Source organism: Eudoraea adriatica DSM 19308 (assembly GCF_000382125.1).
Taxonomy (GTDB): Bacteria; Bacteroidota; Bacteroidia; order Flavobacteriales; family Flavobacteriaceae; genus Eudoraea; species Eudoraea adriatica.
Genome location: NZ_KB907546.1, coordinates 101,636 through 119,355 on the forward strand (window position 1 = coordinate 101,636; position 17,720 = coordinate 119,355).

General features: G+C 38.4%; 17 protein-coding genes. 6 read left to right on the forward strand and 11 right to left on the reverse strand.

Annotation, left to right across the window (positions count from 1 at the left end):
• Positions 1–3: 3 nt before the first annotated feature.
• Entirely contained in the window at positions 4–771 is a 768-nt protein-coding gene (locus G504_RS0100515) for an ABC transporter ATP-binding protein (RefSeq protein WP_019668167.1), read from the reverse strand.
• The gene (locus tag G504_RS0100520) at positions 771–1,508 is read right to left on the reverse strand and encodes an MlaE family ABC transporter permease (protein WP_019668168.1); all 738 of its coding nucleotides are present in this window, start codon (positions 1,506–1,508) and stop codon (positions 771–773) included. The genes G504_RS0100515 and G504_RS0100520 overlap by 1 nt, the downstream gene beginning before the upstream one ends.
• 112 nt (positions 1,509–1,620) lie before the next feature.
• Between G504_RS0100520 and pafA the strand changes: the two genes are divergently transcribed.
• The gene (gene pafA / locus G504_RS0100525; protein WP_019668169.1) at positions 1,621–3,303 is read left to right on the forward strand and encodes an alkaline phosphatase PafA; all 1,683 of its coding nucleotides are present in this window, start codon (positions 1,621–1,623) and stop codon (positions 3,301–3,303) included.
• On the opposite strand, the gene G504_RS0100530 is transcribed toward pafA, so the two are convergent.
• The 4 genes from G504_RS0100530 to gcvP form a co-directional block, all read right to left on the reverse strand.
• Positions 3,295–4,146, reverse strand: coding sequence for a glycosyltransferase (locus G504_RS0100530; RefSeq protein WP_019668170.1), 852 nt, complete (start codon positions 4,144–4,146; stop codon positions 3,295–3,297). The two genes, pafA and G504_RS0100530, sit on opposite strands and share 9 nt — an antisense overlap.
• Positions 4,147–4,161: 15 nt before the next feature.
• Positions 4,162–4,719, reverse strand: coding sequence for a class I SAM-dependent methyltransferase (locus tag G504_RS0100535; protein ID WP_019668171.1), 558 nt, complete (start codon positions 4,717–4,719; stop codon positions 4,162–4,164).
• 4 nt (positions 4,720–4,723) lie between these two features.
• Complete coding sequence (locus tag G504_RS0100540; RefSeq protein WP_019668172.1) at positions 4,724–5,782, reverse strand: 3-oxoacyl-ACP synthase III family protein; 1,059 nt, start codon at positions 5,780–5,782, stop codon at positions 4,724–4,726.
• A 160-nt stretch (positions 5,783–5,942) separates the two neighbouring features.
• Positions 5,943–8,795, reverse strand: a complete 2,853-nt coding sequence (gene gcvP / locus G504_RS0100545; protein ID WP_019668173.1) for an aminomethyl-transferring glycine dehydrogenase — start codon at positions 8,793–8,795, stop codon at positions 5,943–5,945.
• A gap of 138 nt (positions 8,796–8,933) precedes the next feature.
• Here gcvP and G504_RS0100550 point away from each other — a divergent pair, with 138 nt between their 5' ends.
• Positions 8,934–9,758 (forward strand): hypothetical protein, encoded by an 825-nt coding sequence (locus G504_RS0100550; protein ID WP_019668174.1) that lies wholly within the window; start codon positions 8,934–8,936, stop codon positions 9,756–9,758.
• Here G504_RS0100550 and G504_RS0100555 read toward each other — a convergent pair.
• Positions 9,755–9,982, reverse strand: coding sequence for a hypothetical protein (locus G504_RS0100555; protein ID WP_019668175.1), 228 nt, complete (start codon positions 9,980–9,982; stop codon positions 9,755–9,757). The two genes, G504_RS0100550 and G504_RS0100555, sit on opposite strands and share 4 nt — an antisense overlap.
• The gene (locus tag G504_RS0100560) at positions 9,979–10,539 is read right to left on the reverse strand and encodes a sigma-70 family RNA polymerase sigma factor (protein ID WP_019668176.1); all 561 of its coding nucleotides are present in this window, start codon (positions 10,537–10,539) and stop codon (positions 9,979–9,981) included. Before G504_RS0100560 ends, G504_RS0100555 begins: the two co-directional genes overlap by 4 nt.
• Before the next feature lie 73 nt (positions 10,540–10,612).
• Here G504_RS0100560 and G504_RS0100565 point away from each other — a divergent pair, with 73 nt between their 5' ends.
• A complete protein-coding gene (locus G504_RS0100565) occupies positions 10,613–10,966 on the forward strand; it encodes a rhodanese-like domain-containing protein (RefSeq protein ID WP_040443738.1) in 354 nt (117 codons plus the stop codon).
• Position 10,967: 1 nt separating this feature from the next.
• On the opposite strand, the gene G504_RS0100570 is transcribed toward G504_RS0100565, so the two are convergent.
• From G504_RS0100570 to G504_RS0100580, 3 genes are all read right to left on the reverse strand, one after another.
• Positions 10,968–12,995 carry a M3 family metallopeptidase gene (locus G504_RS0100570; protein ID WP_019668178.1) on the reverse strand — a complete coding sequence of 676 codons (2,028 nt, stop codon included), beginning with the start codon at positions 12,993–12,995 and terminating at the stop codon, positions 10,968–10,970.
• Between the two features lie 71 nt (positions 12,996–13,066).
• On the reverse strand, positions 13,067–13,558 hold the full coding sequence (gene purE, locus G504_RS0100575; protein ID WP_019668179.1) for a 5-(carboxyamino)imidazole ribonucleotide mutase: 492 nt from the start codon (positions 13,556–13,558) through the stop codon (positions 13,067–13,069).
• 7 nt (positions 13,559–13,565) lie between these two features.
• Positions 13,566–14,720: a 5-(carboxyamino)imidazole ribonucleotide synthase gene (locus G504_RS0100580; protein WP_019668180.1), complete on the reverse strand. Its 1,155-nt coding sequence runs from the start codon at positions 14,718–14,720 to the stop codon at positions 13,566–13,568.
• Between the two features lie 136 nt (positions 14,721–14,856).
• Between G504_RS0100580 and G504_RS19385 the strand changes: the two genes are divergently transcribed.
• From G504_RS19385 to G504_RS0100595, 3 genes are all read left to right on the forward strand, one after another.
• Positions 14,857–15,975 (forward strand): adenylate kinase, encoded by a 1,119-nt coding sequence (locus G504_RS19385; RefSeq protein WP_019668181.1) that lies wholly within the window; start codon positions 14,857–14,859, stop codon positions 15,973–15,975.
• Positions 15,976–16,036: 61 nt separating this feature from the next.
• On the forward strand, positions 16,037–17,038 hold the full coding sequence (gene obgE / locus G504_RS0100590; protein WP_019668182.1) for a GTPase ObgE: 1,002 nt from the start codon (positions 16,037–16,039) through the stop codon (positions 17,036–17,038).
• Between the two features lie 56 nt (positions 17,039–17,094).
• A complete protein-coding gene (locus tag G504_RS0100595) occupies positions 17,095–17,631 on the forward strand; it encodes a DUF4136 domain-containing protein (RefSeq protein WP_019668183.1) in 537 nt (178 codons plus the stop codon).
• Positions 17,632–17,720 lie beyond the last annotated feature (89 nt).

Sequence of the window (17,720 nt, forward strand, 5' to 3'; positions counted from 1 at the left end):
GGGTTAGTCTCTCTCTTCAATATACATTTGCCTGACCTTTTTAAATAATTCCGAAGAATAGACAAAATTCGTAACCGCCTCATTGTTGGTTTTGAATATTTCGTTTTTGGTACCTTCCCATTCTTTAATGCCGTGCTGGAGGAATATGATCTTCTCACCAATTTCCATGACAGAATTCATGTCATGGCTATTAATTACCGTAATAATGTCAAATTCTTTTGTGATCTCCTGAATTAAATTATCAATTAAAATAGCAGTTTTAGGATCGAGACCTGAGTTGGGCTCATCACAAAACAAATACTTCGGATTCATGACTATTGCCCTTGCAATAGCGACTCTTTTTTGCATACCTCCAGAAATTTCTGCTGGATATTTTTTGTTTGCATCAATGAGATTCACCCGTTTCAATACAATATTTACCCTGTCTTCCATTTCAGATCGGGACTGGTGGGTAAACATATCCATGGGGAACATCACATTTTCCTCAACCGTCATTGAGTCAAATAAGGCGCTTCCCTGGAATACCATCCCCATATCCTGTCTCAGATTTCGTTTTTCCTTTACGGTTAGTTTTGAAAACATTCTACCATCATAGCTAATAGTTCCGTTATCCGGCACCATTAACCCCAAAAGACATTTCATAAATACGGTCTTTCCGGAGCCGCTTTGACCTATAATCAGATTTGTTTTTCCCTTTTCAAAGGAGGTGGTTATGCCCTTTAGTACTTGGACATCTCCAAAAGATTTGGTTAGGTTTTCTACTTCTATCATTAGCCTAACAATAGTTGGGTTAGTACAAAGTTAGAAATAATGATCACTACACTGGTCCAAACAAATGAAGTGGTACTTGCTTTGCCAACATCAAGGGCCCCACCTTCCATATAATACCCATGAAAAGATGGAATTGTAGCTATGATAAAAGCAAAAACCACAGATTTAATAAAGGAATATGTCACGTGAAAGGGTATAAAGTCTAGTTGTATGCCTTGAATAAATTCAGTTGATGTACTGTAATTCCCTAAAGAATTGGCTATTAAACCGCCAAAAATCCCAACATACATGGAAATGGCAATTACAAATGGATAAAAAAGCATTGCTATTATCTTAGGAAAAACGAGGTAGTTGAGAGAATTCACACCCATAACTTCTAATGCATCTATTTGTTCCGTTACACGCATGGTGCCTATACTCGAAGTGATATATGAACCTACTTTACCGGCCATGATGATAGATGTAAATGTAGGGGCAAACTCAAGGATGACCGACTGCCGTGTAGCAAAACCAATCAGGTCTTTTGGAATCAGAGGGTTTGTAAGGTTTAATGCCGTCTGAATAGCGACAACACCTCCAATGAAAACAGAAATGAAAATAACGATCCCCATGGAACCATAAATCAATTCATCAATTTCTTTTAATATCAAAGATTTCATAATTGACCATTTTGTAGGTTTTTTAAAAACCTCCCAAACCATAATGGAATAGCTGCCAATTGATGAGATGTAATTCATAAAACTAAACGATGCTTTTCGTTGTAAAAATAGTAATATTAGCCTTCATTTAACCTTCATTTAAAATTTTAAAACTTAATTTAGGCATTTTTAAACCCTGAACCTATTTAACATGTTTAGTAAAGGCTTTTTCTCATTTATATTATTGGTAGGTTTCGTATTAAATTCTTCGGAAGCAATAAGTCAGCGTAAGGTAAAAGAATCTTCTAAAATGGAGATTTCTACTCCCTTAATGACTAATCCGAAATTGGTTGTGGGAATAGTAGTGGATCAAATGAGATATGATTATTTAACCCGATTTTGGAATCATTATGGGGATGATGGTTTTAAGCGCCTGGTTAATGAAGGTTTTAATTGTAAGAATAATCACTTCAATTATGCCCCCACCAGTACTGGGCCGGGACACGCGTCTGTGTATACCGGGGCTACACCTTCAGTACATGGGGTTATAGGCAATAACTGGTATGATAAGGAAATTGACAAAATGGTTTATTGTGCTTCCGACGAGTCCTACGAAACCGTTGGAATGGTTTCAGAAGCCGGAAAAATGTCACCGCACAGAATGACTGTAACCACCATTACGGATCAATTGCGATTGCATACACAAATGAAAGGTAAAGTTATAGCTGTTGCGCTAAAAGACAGAGGAGCTGTTCTTCCAGGAGGGCACACCGCAAATGCGGCTTACTGGTTTCTTGGTGGGGGAGAAGGTAAATGGATTAGCAGTACCTATTATATGGAGAATTTACCTGAATGGGTAGTAAAATTTAATTCCTCTAATGCCGTTCAAAAATATAAGAGGCCCTGGAATACAATTGAGAATATCAATTCCTATGTGGAAAGCGGTCCTGATAATAATAACTATGAAGGTTTGTATTCAGGAGAAAGTGCTCCGGTTTTTCCGCATAACCTACCCGATTTATGGGAAAAGAATAGTCAATATGAAATTTTAAAAGTATCGCCTTTTGGAAATAGCATAACTACTGATTTTGCATTGGAAGCGCTGAAAGGGGAACAGCTTGGAACGGACGAGATCACAGACTTTTTAGCTATTAGTTATTCAAGTACAGATTATGTTGGACATTGGTTCGGTGTAAATTCCAAGGAAATTCAGGATACATACATACGTTTGGATCGCGATTTGGAAAGGATCTTCAAGTATCTGGATACCAAAGTAGGCAAAGGTGAATATACCGTTTTTCTTACTGCAGATCATGGGGCAATCAATGTTCCTGCTTATCTGGAGGATCAAAAAATTCCGGCAGGGTATCTTAATAAGTCGGAAATGCAATCAAATCTTGCAGAATTCATTAAATATAGGTACGGATCAACCGATTTAATTAAAAATTATTCCAACAACCAACTATTTCTTGATCATAAGGTAATACAAAACCTGGATTTAAGCCTTCAGGAAGTCCAGGAGACTTTGGCCAATGAGTTATTGTCATCCGACGATATGGCCATGGTATATACTGCCTATCAAATGCGCAATAATGAGTACACTACCGGAATACCGTATATAATTCAAAATGGATATAATATGAAACGTTCCGGAGATGTATTGATGGTTCCAAAACCGGCAAATATTGATTATAGCAAAACCGGTTCCACGCATGGGTCTGCTCAGATTTATGACACCCATACACCACTTCTTTTTTATGGAAAAGGTATTAAACCGGGCGCAACTACACTGAAAACCGAAATCCCGGATATTGCACCTACATTAGCTGCATTGTTGGGGATTGCATTTCCGAACGGAACTACCGGAAAGCCTATTACTGCTGTATTAGAATAATTTATTCAAAATATTTCGCCATCGGAGTCTGCGAATAAATTCACCCTCTTTTTCAGAAACCAAATAAGGAAGGTCCCTCTTTTTGGCCTGGAAATAACCTTTTAAAGTATCAAAAAATAACACCCGCTTTTTTCTTTTCCAGGCAATTTTTAGTGAGGCAATGAAACTAATCATATAACCGTAACGCATCCGGTACATCGCTTCACCCTGAAGAAAACGTGCTCGTTTGTTATAAGAAGCGCCAAGAGGGCGTAAATGCTTTATTTTTAATGAATCATCTGTAATTACTTTAAAGTCATTATACTGAGCCAGGAGTTCATCAACAGTATCCCAGCCTATAGAATTCCTTAATCCGCCTATAGCTTTAAAACATTCTTTTGTATAGCTTTTAAAAGCACCTCGTACGTGATCTTTATTCATCGGATGATTCAACTTCCAGGCTCCGTTCGCATCCTGTTCATAGGCAAATCCACCTAAAATACCTGCCTTTGAATCTGAATTAATAAGCTCTGAGATTTTTTCAAAGTAGTTTTCGGGCAGTATTATATCAGCATCCAGTTTTACTATAAAATCGTACTGATCATCCAACTGCGCATATCCTTCATTAAATGCTTCCACAACTTTGGCTCCGGGCATATGAAAGGCAGACGAAGATCTGTTTACTTTTAAAATATGCTCGTTTCCGGATACAAACTCATCTATAATAGCTTCTGTACCGTCTGCAGAATTATCATTCACAACCAAAATTTTCTTAGGCTGCACTGTTTGTGCCAAGACAGCTCTGAGTGTCTCAGCCAGAAATAATTCTTCATTATGTGCACAGATTACAATGTAGTAAATCACTATTGTACGGTATTATTATTCTGATGCAGTAAATTCAGTGCTTTCGGGTATCTTTTTTCGCTCGGCATATACAATATAATAACGTGGCGTAAAAAGCCGTAATAAAGGCCTGAGGCCAAATTTCTTAACAGGATTCGCCCAGCTGAATGTATCCTTTATCTCCCAACCAGCTTTTTCAAGCAACCAATTAAACTGCCAGGCTTCAAATTCATGATAGTGTCTGTCCCAGGGATCAGTTTTACTTTTGTACGCAGGGGCGAACCATAGTTTTAACGGAACACTGGCTACAATTTTATCCGCCTGTATAGCCCTTAAAATATTATATGGTGCTAGCAAGTGTTCAAAGATTTCAAATGCAGTAACTACCCTGGCTTTCGAGTTCTGAACAAATTCGAAATCCAAATCCAAATCTTCACCACCGGTATTTACTACGTCATATCCGTGTTGTTTCATTATTTCAGAAAATGGATTGCTTACTCCCAAATCCAATATGTTTTCTGTGGTAGTTATGTGTTTTTGAAGAAAGGCAAGCGTATTTTTATACCTTTTTACAGGAAAAGTTTTTTCATACATAGTTTCAGCATCTATGGACTATAGCGTTGATATTCATACCTGCACCAACACTGGCAAAGATAACAACATCCCCTTTTTCTATATGCTGATTTTCTATTTTTCCTGTTTTAACCATATGAAATAAAGTAGGAACGGTTGCTACAGAACTATTTCCCATTTCATGGATATTCATTGGCATAACCCCTTCCGGCATTTCCATATTATACAATTTGTAAAAACGTTTTACAATAGCCTCATCCATTTTTTCATTTGCCTGGTGAATGAATATTTTTTTAACTTTTTCAATTGGGATACCACTTTTATTCAAACATTCTTTCATGGCGTTGGGAACGTGTTTAAGGGCAAATTCATAAATTTTGCGACCGAACATTTTTATATATTGTGTTTTGCTTGGGCAAGATTTATTATGTGATTCACCGAAAAACAAATAATAGGCTTCTTCATTGGCATAAGTAGCAGAAACATGGGCAAGAATTTCACCAGAATTTTCCGAATCTTCAATAATACAAGCCCCGGCACCATCTGAATAAATCATTGAATCCCGATCGTGCTGATCAACTACCCTGGAAAGTGTTTCCGCCCCAATTACAAGACATCTTTTGGCCATACCGCTTTTGATAAAGGCATTCGCCTGAATCACTCCTTCAATCCAACCCGGACAACCAAAAAGCATATCATATGCAACGCAGTTGGGGTTTTTAATTTTTAGAAGATGCTTTACCCTCGTGGCTAAACTCGGAACCGTGTCGCTCTGAGATTGCCCATGGCTAACATTCCCGAAATTGTGGGCGAAAATGATATAATCCAGCTCTTCAGCATCAATCCCTGCATCTTCAATGGCTTCAAGGGCAGCAAAGAATCCCAGGTCTGAGGTATTAAGTTCTTTATCTGCGTACCTTCTTTCATCAATCCCGGTTATTGCCTTAAACTTTTCTATAATAACCTCATTGGAATAAGGAAATGGATTGCCTTCGTCAGTAAGAAAATTGTGTTGCTCAAAATCCGTATTTTGAGAGGTAATTGAGGGGATATAACACCCTGTGCCGCTAATTCCAATTCGCATCTTTGTTAGATTTGAGTAAATTTTTTACAATCTAAAAAAAAAATGAACTGTGCTATGCGTGCATAATAATTAAATACGATGTTCAGAAGAAACAAACAAGAATGTTACTGTTTGTTCAAGTCTCAAGCAGTCCTTCAAACCCCTGTTTATAAGTAAAAAGTTATACTACCATATATTCTTCAATGGGTATGCAGGTACAGATTAAATTACGATCTCCATAAGCTTCATCAACTCTTCTGACACTAGGCCAGAATTTATTTTCACCAACATAAGGCAATGGAAATGCAGCCTCCTGTCTGGAATATGGAAATTCCCATGCATCATTGGTTACCATATGAAGAGTATGGGGTGCGTTTTTCAATAAATTATCGGGTTCTTTGGCAGAGGACTTATCAATTTCTGCCCTAATCGCTATCATAGCATCACAAAAACGATCTAGTTCATCGAGATTTTCACTTTCCGTTGGCTCTATCATTAAGGTTCCGGCTACAGGAAAGGATACCGTTGGGGCATGAAAGCCATAGTCCATTAAACGTTTGGCAATATCGGTTACTTCTATTCCATGTACCTTAAATGGCCTGCAATCTATGATCATTTCATGAGCTGCCCGTCCTTTTTCCCCGGTATATAGAACATCAAATTTCCCACTCAATCTGTTCTTTATGTAGTTTGCATTAAGAATGGCAATTTTTGTAGAATTGGTTAATCCGGATGCTCCTAACATCTTAATATAACCGTAAGAAATTAAACATACCAAAGAACTACCCCATGGAGCTCCGGAAATTGCACTGATTGCTTTTTCGCCACCTGTTTTTATAACAGGATTACCCGGAAGAAAAGGCAACAACTGTTCTGCAACACAAATTGGCCCTACCCCAGGGCCACCACCACCGTGAGGTATAGCAAAAGTCTTATGAAGGTTTAGATGGCACACATCAGCTCCTATGGTTGCCGGATTTGTTAATCCTACCTGCGCATTCATATTGGCGCCGTCCATATAAACCTGTCCGCCATGGTCGTGAATTAACTGTGTTATTTTTTTTATGGAGGATTCAAAAACTCCATGCGTCGAAGGATAGGTAACCATTAATGCAGCCAGATTATCGGAATGTATTTCTACTTTATCCTGCAGGTCTGCCATATCTATATTTCCCCGATCATCTGTTTTGGTTACAACCACCTTCATTCCTGCCATTACGGCGGAAGCAGGATTAGTGCCATGTGCCGATGCGGGAATAATACAAATATTTCTGTGGATATCACCTCTGGATTCATGATATGCCCTAATGGTCATTAAACCCGCATATTCGCCCTGCGCCCCGGAATTGGGTTGCAAAGAGGTGCCGGCGAAACCTGTTATTTCTGTTAAATCTCTCTCTAATTCCCGGAGGACTATTTGATAACCTTCTGCCTGATCTATAGGAACAAACGGATGAATATTGCCCCAGGCCGGCATGCTTAAGGGAAGCATTTGGCTGGCGGCATTCAATTTCATAGTACATGAGCCTAATGCAATCATGGAATGATTTAGAGCTAAATCCTTTCGCTCTAATTTTTTAAGATAACGCATCAATTCTGTCTCAGAATGGTAAGAATTAAAAACCTCGTTTTCCAGGAAAGGGGTGCTGCGCAATAACGAATAAGGAATAACATCCTTTATTTCGGTAGCAATAGTGTTAAGCTTATTCGATTCACTCAATTCATTAAAACAACTGGTAATTAGTTTTATGTCATCCCGGCTTGTCGCCTCATTGACAGATATCGAAACTGTATTTGTATCAATAAAATTAAAGTTAATACCTTTCTTTTCAGCAATAGATTTTAAGGAACCGGTGTTCGGAACCAGAACTTTAATTGTATCAAAGAATGAGGTGTTCAACTGTTTAAAGCCCTGTTTTTCTAATAGCTGACTTAATAACCTGGCATTGTAATGAACTTTGTTTGCAATAGACTCCAATCCTTTTGGACCATGATATACGGCGTAGGCCCCTGCCATTACAGCCAGCAAAACCTGTGCCGTACAAATATTAGAAGTGGCTTTGTCCCTTTTAATATGCTGTTCTCTGGTTTGTAAAGCCATACGCAATGCCGGGTTGCCATCGGTATCTTTTGTAAGCCCTATAATCCTTCCGGGAATATTTCTTTTGAATGCTTCCCGGGTCGCAAAAAATGCGGCATGCGGGCCCCCATAGCCCAAAGGAATTCCAAATCTTTGCGTTGTTCCAACAACTACATCTACGCCAATTTCGCCAGGTGGGGTTAATAAAACCAAACTAAGTATGTCTGTAGCTACTGCTACTTTCATCTCTTTCTCCTTCGCTTTTTGAACGAAACTTCTATAGTCGCATACCTGACCATATTTCCCCGGGTATTGCAGTAAAGCTCCATAAAAGCCCTCATCAAATTCAAATGTTTCATGATCACCAATGACCAATTCAATTCCAAGCGGTTTAGATCTGGTCTGCAATAATGACAGGGTCTGCGGCATTACTTCATTGGATACAAAAAATTTTACAACCTCATTTTTCTTTTGTTCCCTGGGCCTTACATCATAAAGCATGGTCATAGCTTCAGCAGCTGCGGTACTTTCATCTAAAAGAGAAGCATTGGATAGCTCCATAGAGGTAAGATCGCAAATCATAGTTTGAAAATTTAACAGGGCTTCTAATCTACCTTGCGCAATTTCTGCCTGATATGGGGTATATGCTGTATACCATCCCGGATTTTCAAGAATGTTCCTTTTAATAACGGATGGCGTAATACATTCGTTGTATCCCAGACCGATATAGGTTTTGAATACCTTATTTTTTTCGGAAAGTGCATTTATATGCGACAAGAATTCATGTTCGCTCATTTCCTTGCTTAGATCTAAAGGCTTTTTAAGTTTTATTTCACCCGGAATAGTCTCGTCTATTAACTGATCTATACTTTCCACGCCAATGGTTTGAAGCATTTTAGGCAGATCATCTTTACGTATTCCTATGTGTCTTGAAGCAAACAGGTCAGTCACCATAATACCGAATTTTATAGCTAAAATAATAGTGAACAAAATTAGGAATTAATTCTTGTAAAATTGGCTAATTCATGGAGCTGTAGCCTAAAGTTTTTAACCAAAAGGATACGTTATGAACAGTTTGGTTATTTTTGTTTAATGGGTTGGTTGGGCCGTATTTTTGGTTTTTATCTGGATGCCAGCATTCATGTTGCGTTTGCGGTGGTAAGTCTGCTGATGACAACTAATATTTTCTTAAACATTTTACCGGAACAGCATCTGATTCTTTTCGTTTTTTTTGGAACTGTTCCAAGTTATAATTTCATTAAATACGGAACAAAAGCCAAAAAGTATATCCTGGTAAAAAATAGCTACCACCGGCAAATACAGATTTTCAGCTTTGTTTTTTTAGCCCTTGCAGGATATCACTTCTTTTTTCTGAGCCACAAAGTCTGGCTCATATGCATTGTTTTGGCTTTGCTCGCAGGATTGTATGCATTGCCGGTTTCTGCCAGGCACAAGAATTTGAGGAATTCAGGTATTGTCAAAGTACTGCTGGTAGCTCTTGTTTGGACGGGAACTACGGTGGGAATCCCAATAATATCCTCGGCTTTAGCATTTTCATGGGACATTGGGCTTCTGGTTCTACAACAATTTATTTTGATTCTTATATTGCTAATTCCATTTGAAATACGAGATCTTGAATGTGATGAATTGAACCTTCAGACTATACCGCAGCGAATTGGAGTTTCAAAAACCAAAACCCTCGGAGCTTTCTTATCTGTTATTTTCCTGTTGTTAACTTTTCTCAAGGACGATCTAAGTCGGATGGAAATTATTGGCAGGACATTACTTTTTTTGATTTTATGTGTTATGCTCCTATTTACCCATAGAAATCAATCTAAATATTTTGCTTCATTTTTTGTGGAAGCTATTCCTATTGGCTGGTTGGGAATATTAGTTGTCCTGGAGAATTATTTTTAGCTACTGCGTTCAATCGTTTCCTTCATTTTTATCTTTTCCTGTTCTGAAAGGATTTGTAAATCGGCCTTATTGCAAAGAATGGTTAGTTTTCTGTTTTTCCTGGAAAATGAAGAACAGGCTTTACAAAACATCAGGTGCAGACTTAGCTTGATTTGTTCAAGAAGAGAAGCTTCCTGATATTGTTTTTTATTGCAAATTGTGCTTGCTTGCTCGCAGTTAATCATAATTTAAACCAATTTTCATTAAGACAACCCATAAGGCTTGTTCTGGCTCTATGCACCATTACCCATAGGTTAGACGGATTTATTCCCAGCTCATTACATATATCTTCAGTACTCAATCCGCGAATCGTTTTCATAACAAATACTGCAGACTGCTTTTTGGGCAGCTTAGAAATGCATTCCTGTATAGCCTGTCCCAATTCCTCATTTTCTATTTCATCATTTTCAAGGGTGCTAAAAGGATCTGCTACATTTTCTTCTAACCAGTCTCCGGCTGAATCACTTTGGTTACTATAAGTAATGCGAACCTCGGCTTTGCCTTTCTTTGAATTTATTTTTCGATAGTAGTCAATAACTTTACGCTTCAAAATGGCTATAAGCCAGGTACGCTCTGCTGCAGCTCCCTGAAAATTTTTAGCGGATTTTAGTCCGGCAAGGAATGTTTCCTGCACTAAATCCTTGGCGATCTCCGCATCACTCACCCGTGCCACAGCATAGTTGAACAGATAGTCGGCATATTGGTCGACCCATGAATCAGGATTTAGCTTATTTTCCGTCATTTTGTTACTTATGGAAACCAAAAATAAATTATTTTTAATGAAAATATTGAAATTAAATATAAACCACCCAATTATGAGAAATATCGGTTATCTCTTTCTTTTGTTAGTAGTTCAAATAAGCTGCACCCAAACCAAATCCATGTCAATCAATGAATTGACACCTGAGGATGTCGAAAATGCCGTCCTGATCGATGTTCGTACCCCGGAGGAGTACGCTGAGGGTCATTTGGATAATGCAGTTAATATTAATTGGTATGATGAGGATTTTATCGATCAATTCAAGACAATAGAAAAAGACAAAACCATTTATGTTTACTGCAAAAAAGGAGGCCGTAGTTCAAGTGCAGCAGAGTTTCTCACTTCCTCGGGCTATAATAATGTAATAGATCTTTTGGGAGGCTATGATGCACTGGAGGAAAAAAATTAAACTAAGCCGTCTTTTTCAATAATCCCGCGCGCTCTAAAAGTGCTTCTATTTTAGGCTCCCTGCCTCTAAAGCGCTTGTAGAGCACCATTGGTTTTTCAGTTCCTCCTTTGGAAAGGATATGATTCCTGAACTTTTCTGCTACTTCCCTGTTAAAAATTCCTTTTTCTTTAAAATAATCAAAGGCGTCTGCATCTAAAACTTCAGCCCATTTGTAACTGTAATAGCCGGCGGAATACCCGCCTTGAAAAATGTGGGCAAAAGATACGCTCATACAGGTCTCAGGGTTAATTGGGTAAAGCATAGTGTCCTTAAAAGCATTTACCTCGTGCTTCTTCACGTCTGAAATGCCAGAGGGGTCAGACGCATGCCATGACATATCGAGGAAACTAAAACTTAGTTGACGCATTGTGGCCATGCCCTCCTGAAATGTTGCAGATTTTTTTATGCTTTCAACGTATGCCATAGGGATAGGTTCTTCCGTCTCATAGTGCCTTGCAAATAGTTCGAGGGCTTCCTTTTCATAGCACCAGTTTTCAAAAATTTGACTGGGTAACTCAACAAAATCCCAATATACGGAAGTACCCGATAAGCTTGGATAACTTGTATCGGCAAGAATCCCATGGAGGGCGTGCCCGAACTCATGGAATAGCGTTGTAACTTCATTGAAAGTTAACAGTGAAGGTTTCTTTTCAGTAGATCTGGTAAAATTGCAAACGTTGGAAATATGCGGTCTTTCGTTCTTGTTTTTCAATTTGTACTGCGGCTTAAAAGAAGTCATCCAGGCACCGGCCCTTTTCCCCTCTCTGGGATGAAAATCAGCATAGAACAAGGATACAAATTTCTTGTCGCGGTCATAAATTCTATAGGTTTTGACCTCAGGATGATACTTGTCTACATCAATTACTTCTTCAAACGACAATCCGTATAGCCTTTCGGTGATGGTAAACACACCTTCGATAACATTTTCCAGCTTAAAGTAAGGCTTAAGCTTTTCATCGTCAAGGTTAAAGAGTTTTTGCTTTAATTTTTCCGAATAATAGGACCCGTCCCAGGTCTGTAGCTGCTCAATTCCGTCTAATTCTTTTGCAAATTCCGATAATTCCTTAAATTCCTCTTTTGCCGCAGGCTTTGCCTTTAACAACATTTCTTTTAAAAAATCATATACCTTTTCGGGGGTTTCGGCCATTCGTTCTTCCAGGATGAAATCTGCATGACTTTTATAGCCTAATAAACGGGCTCTTTCATATCGCAGATTGGCTATTCTGATCACATTGGCCTGATTGTCCAATTCATCATTGTGGAAACCCCTGCTTCCAAAAGCGATTGTCAACTCTTTTCTAAGTGCTCTGTTGCGCGCATATTTCATAAATGGAATATAACTTGGGTAATCCAAAGTAATAAGCCATCCTTTTTTTCCTTTATTTTTTGCTAACTGCGCAGCAGCATCTTTTGCACTTTCCGGAAGTCCTTCAAGGTCATCCTCATTGGTAAGGTGCATTTGGTATTTATTGGTTTCCTTTAAGATGTTCTCACCAAATTTTAATTTTAATGTCGCAAGTGATGCATCTATCTCCCTAAGTCGTTTTTTTTCTTCTTCCTGGAGGTTAGCACCATTTCTGCTAAAATTTTTATACTTTTTATCTAGTAAGGTGTTTTGTTCTTCTGTCAGGGAATACGTATCTTTTTTTTCAAAGACCTTTTGCACTTTTCTGAATAATTTTTCATTTAAAATTATATCATTAGTAAACTCAGACAGCAAGGGTGATATTTCCCTGGCAATCTCCTGGATGCTATCATTTGTTTCGGCAGAATTTAAATTAAAAAACAAACTGGCTATTCGATCTAATTGCTGGCCTGAAAATTCTAAAGCTTCAATAGTATTTTCAAATGTGGGCTCTTCTTCAGAATTGGCTATGTCATCTATTTCTTTGCGGGCATTTTCTATGGCCTGGAGAAATGCAGGCATAAAATGTTCACTTTTAATCTTTGTGAAGGGAGCGGTATCAAATGGAGTTAATAAAGGATTCATTGCAGACAGGCGTTTATTGCTTTGTTATAACTGAAAATTTATAATAAGGAAGACAACAATTCTTTAGTATTCTATTTGGATTTATTCAGTTCCTGAGCACCCTTAATTACTTTGTCTTTCAGTCCTTCTTTATAGAAAATAATTTTATCTAACACACACTGGTCAGCACTGCCTATTATTTGTGCTGCGAGAATACCTGCATTTTTAGCGCCATTAAGTGCAACGGTAGCTACCGGAACACCTCCAGGCATTTGCAAAATTGACAAGACCGAATCCCAGCCATCTATGGAGTTGGTGCTTTTAACCGGTACACCTATTACAGGCAGGGGGGTAAGTGAAGCTACCATTCCCGGCAAGTGGGCAGCACCTCCCGCACCCGCTATAATAACGGCGAATCCATTTTTATGAGCGTGTTTGCTGAACTCGTATAATTTATCGGGGGTTCTGTGGGCAGAAACTATGTCCACCTCTACTTCAATATCAAATCCCTTTAAAATATCGATGGCCTCCTGCATGACGGGAAGATCACTTAAGCTACCCATAATTACTGCTACTTTGCTCATATATTTATTATTTGCTAATTACTTTGATAGTCTTTTTTACTTTTTCGGCTGTTTTTCGTGCCTCATTTATATCCTGGTGTATTATTGTTACATGTCCCATTTTCCTGAATGGTCTTGTTTCTTTTTTACCGTATATATGCGGTGTAACTCCACTTAGTTTAAATATTTCTTCTATATTTTCATATATGACTTCGCCGGTAAAATTTTCTTCTCCAACCAAATTTACCATTACTCCTGCCACTTTACTATCTGAACTTCCAAGAGGAAATCCCAGGATGGCCCTCAGATGCTGTTCAAATTGATTGGTATAACTCCCTTCTATGCTGTAATGACCACTATTATGGGGTCTGGGCGCCACCTCATTGACCAAAATCTCATCTTCTGATGTTTGAAACATTTCCACCGCCAGCAGGCCAATATGTTGCAATTTTTCAGATAACATTAAGGCTGTCTTTCTGGCTTTTGTAGCAACGTCGCTGTTAATTCTGGCAGGGCACAGGACGTACTCCACTTGATTGGCTTCGGGATGAAATTCCATTTCCACTACCGGGTAATCCATTACTTCGCCATGTATATTTCGCGATACTATTACCGCCAGTTCATTCTTAAATGGAATCAGATCCTCAGCGATACACTCAACATTGGGAAGTCCCTCAAGATCTTTAAGGGAGCGAATAATCTTTACTCCCTGACCGTCATAGCCAAATTGGGCACTTTTCCATACAAAAGGAAATGCAATACCACCATGGGCAACACTATCTTTTATTTCACTGGTATACGCAAATCTCGAAAAAGGTGCCGTAGGAATTTGGTTGTCAATATAAAATAACTTCTGCTTTGCCTTATTTTGAATAATTCGAAGGACCCTTGAAGATGGATAAACTTTTTTGCCTATTTCTTCCAATTTTTCAAGGGCTTCTATATTTACATTTTCAATTTCAATGGTAAGTAAATCTACTCCTCTGCCAAAATTGTAAACTGCATCGAAATCCATTAAGTCACCTACCACAAATTCGTTGCATGCTATTTTACAAGGGGCCTCTGGCGATGCGTCCAATACTTTCGTATAAATATCAAACTTCCTTGTTTCGTACAAAAGCATTTTACCCAATTGACCTCCTCCAAGTATGCCGAGCTTAAAATCAGAAGAAAAGAAATTCATTAAGTTTTACTTTCTCAGGTGTTACATATTATTTTAACTGACTACAAAAATACACCTAAATGTTAGAATCTGGGGTCCTTAGCCTAAAAAAGAGAAAGCAAAATACTATCTTTGCCATCCTATAAAACCACTACCATTGATAAAGCTGCACGACAAATTGTTCAAGCCATTTCTGAAGGAAGAAGAAATACAACTTGCAGTTGAGAGAATTGCAGCAGAAATTGTGAAGGACTACAAAGATGAGGTACCTATATTTGTTGGGGTTCTTAACGGAGCCTTTATGTTTATTTCCGATTTACTGAAAAATTATCCACACCCCTGTGAGGTGTCATTTGTTAAATTGGCTTCATACAGAGGCCTTATATCTACTGGGATAGTAGAAACACTTTTGGATCTTCCGGAAAATTTGGAAGGCAGAAGTGTGATTATTGTGGAAGACATTATTGACACCGGAAGGACCCTGCAGGAACTGGTCCATTTATTTGCAAAGACAAATGTCAAGGAGTTTAAAATAGCAAGCCTGTTTTTTAAGAAAGAAATTTATAATGGGGAATATTCTATTGACTATGTAGGCATAGAAATTCCAAATAAGTTTATTGTGGGTTATGGGCTGGATTATAAAGAACAGGGAAGAAATTTAAGAGATGTATACCAACTAAACCAAAGCCATATGATTAATCTTGTACTTTTTGGAAAACCGGGGGCAGGAAAGGGAACGCAAGCTGCTTTTTTAAAGGATCAATATAATTTATTGCATATTTCCACCGGAGATGTATTCAGATTTAATATTAAGAATAATACTGAACTGGGAAAATTAGCGAAAACCTTTATGGATAAGGGAGATTTGGTTCCTGATGAGGTTACCATTAAGATGCTCAGGGATGAAGTAGAGAAACATCCCGAAGCTAATGGGTTTATTTTTGACGGTTTTCCAAGAACAGTAGATCAGGCTAAAGCTCTGGACAACTTAATGGATTCCAAGGAAATGCAAATTGATGCAATAATTGCCTTGGAAGCAAATGATGAAGAACTTATTCAACGTTTATTGGAAAGAGGCAAAATAAGCGGAAGAACGGATGATCAGGACGAGGATAAGATTAGAAATCGCTTTGAAGAATACAATCAAAAAACAGCGCCTCTCAAAGAATATTATGAGACTCAGGGTAAATTCCATAGTGTAAATGGTATTGGGGCTATAGACGAAATTACAGAACGCCTGGGTAACGTAATAAATGCCATACAGGTCGAGGGATGATCCTGACAACACTTTAATATCCCCAACTATTATTCCACTACTAATAAATGCAAATTGAGCGATGACCGAAGGGAATTTTGTAGATTATGTAAAGCTAAATATTGCCTCAGGGAATGGGGGCAAAGGATCTGCGCATTTACACAGGGAGAAATATGTGCCAAAAGGCGGGCCGGATGGAGGTGATGGTGGCAGAGGCGGACATATTATTATTCGTGGTAATGAAAACCTTTGGACACTTCTGGGGTTCAAATATAAACGTCACTTTAAGGCTGGGCACGGCGAGCATGGAAGCAAAAACCGGAGTACAGGAGCCGATGGAACGGACGTGATTTTAGACGTGCCATTGGGTACTGTGGTTCGCGATTCGGATACGAATGACGTTCTTTTTGAAATTACGGAACACGGGGAAGAAAAAATTGCCGCAGAAGGAGGTAAAGGAGGTCGTGGAAATTGGCATTTTAAAACCCCGACCAACCAAACACCAAGGTATGCACAACCCGGTATTCCCGGACAGGATAAGGAATTGACTCTGGAACTTAAAGTGCTGGCAGATGTTGGTCTGGTAGGATTTCCAAATGCGGGAAAATCTACATTGCTTTCTGTAATGACTTCTGCAAAACCTAAAATAGCGGATTACGAATTTACCACACTAAAACCAAACCTTGGAATAGTGAAATACAGGGATTTCAGGAGTTTCGTCATGGCAGATATTCCAGGTATAATTGAGGGGGCTGCCGAAGGTAAAGGTTTGGGACATTATTTTTTACGTCATATTGAACGCAATTCTATCCTCTTGTTTTTAATACCTGCTGATAGCACAGATATTAGCCAGGAGTATGAAATTCTCTTAAATGAACTAAGAAAGTATAATCCGGAACTATTAGATAAAAACAGATTGGTAGCCATCTCCAAGTCAGATATGCTGGATGATGAGTTAATTGGGGAAATGAAAATAGAATTGGATAAGGATTTAAAGGAGACCCCATATATATTTATCTCTTCTGTATCGGAAATGGGTCTGGATGAGCTTAAAGATAAGCTATGGCTGCTCTTAAACGAATAAACAATACGATATCAGGCTTCCCTGTTTTTTTTCTTTATTTTTATAAAAAATCGCTTATGAGAAGCGTACTGATCATATTGATTGTTCTATGCGCAATTTCTTGCACCACGGTGCGGGTAAACTATGATTTCGATAATTCGGTAGATTTTACCAATTATAATACCTATAATTATTATCCTGAGATGCAGACTGGTCTAAGTGATTTGGATTCAAGGCGACTTTTTAATGCAATTGATTCAACCATGCAAATGCGTGGAATTTTATTATCCGAGGAACCAGACTTTTATATCAATATTCAAAGCAGCTCATTTGTTACACCTAGTAATAGTAATGTAGGGGTCGGAATAGGCGGTACAAGTGGTAATGTTGGTGGAGGTGTATCTGTAGGGCTTCCCCTTGGAGGCTCCAATCTGGAACGGGAAATAATTTTTGACCTGGTGGACAGCCAAAAGGACGCGTTGTTCTGGCAGGCAATAAGCTTAAGTAATTTTGATGAGAATAGTTCCCCGGGTGCCAGAGAAAAAAAGCTTCAAGAAATTGTTGCAAAAGTGTTTTCCAGGTATCCACCATCAATAAAGAAAAATAAAAAATAAAAAACCGTGATATTATGCTGCACCCAAACTTTAAAAATCGACTCGGAAGCAAAAGTATCAATCAGACTTTCCAACACCTTTAAGGATTA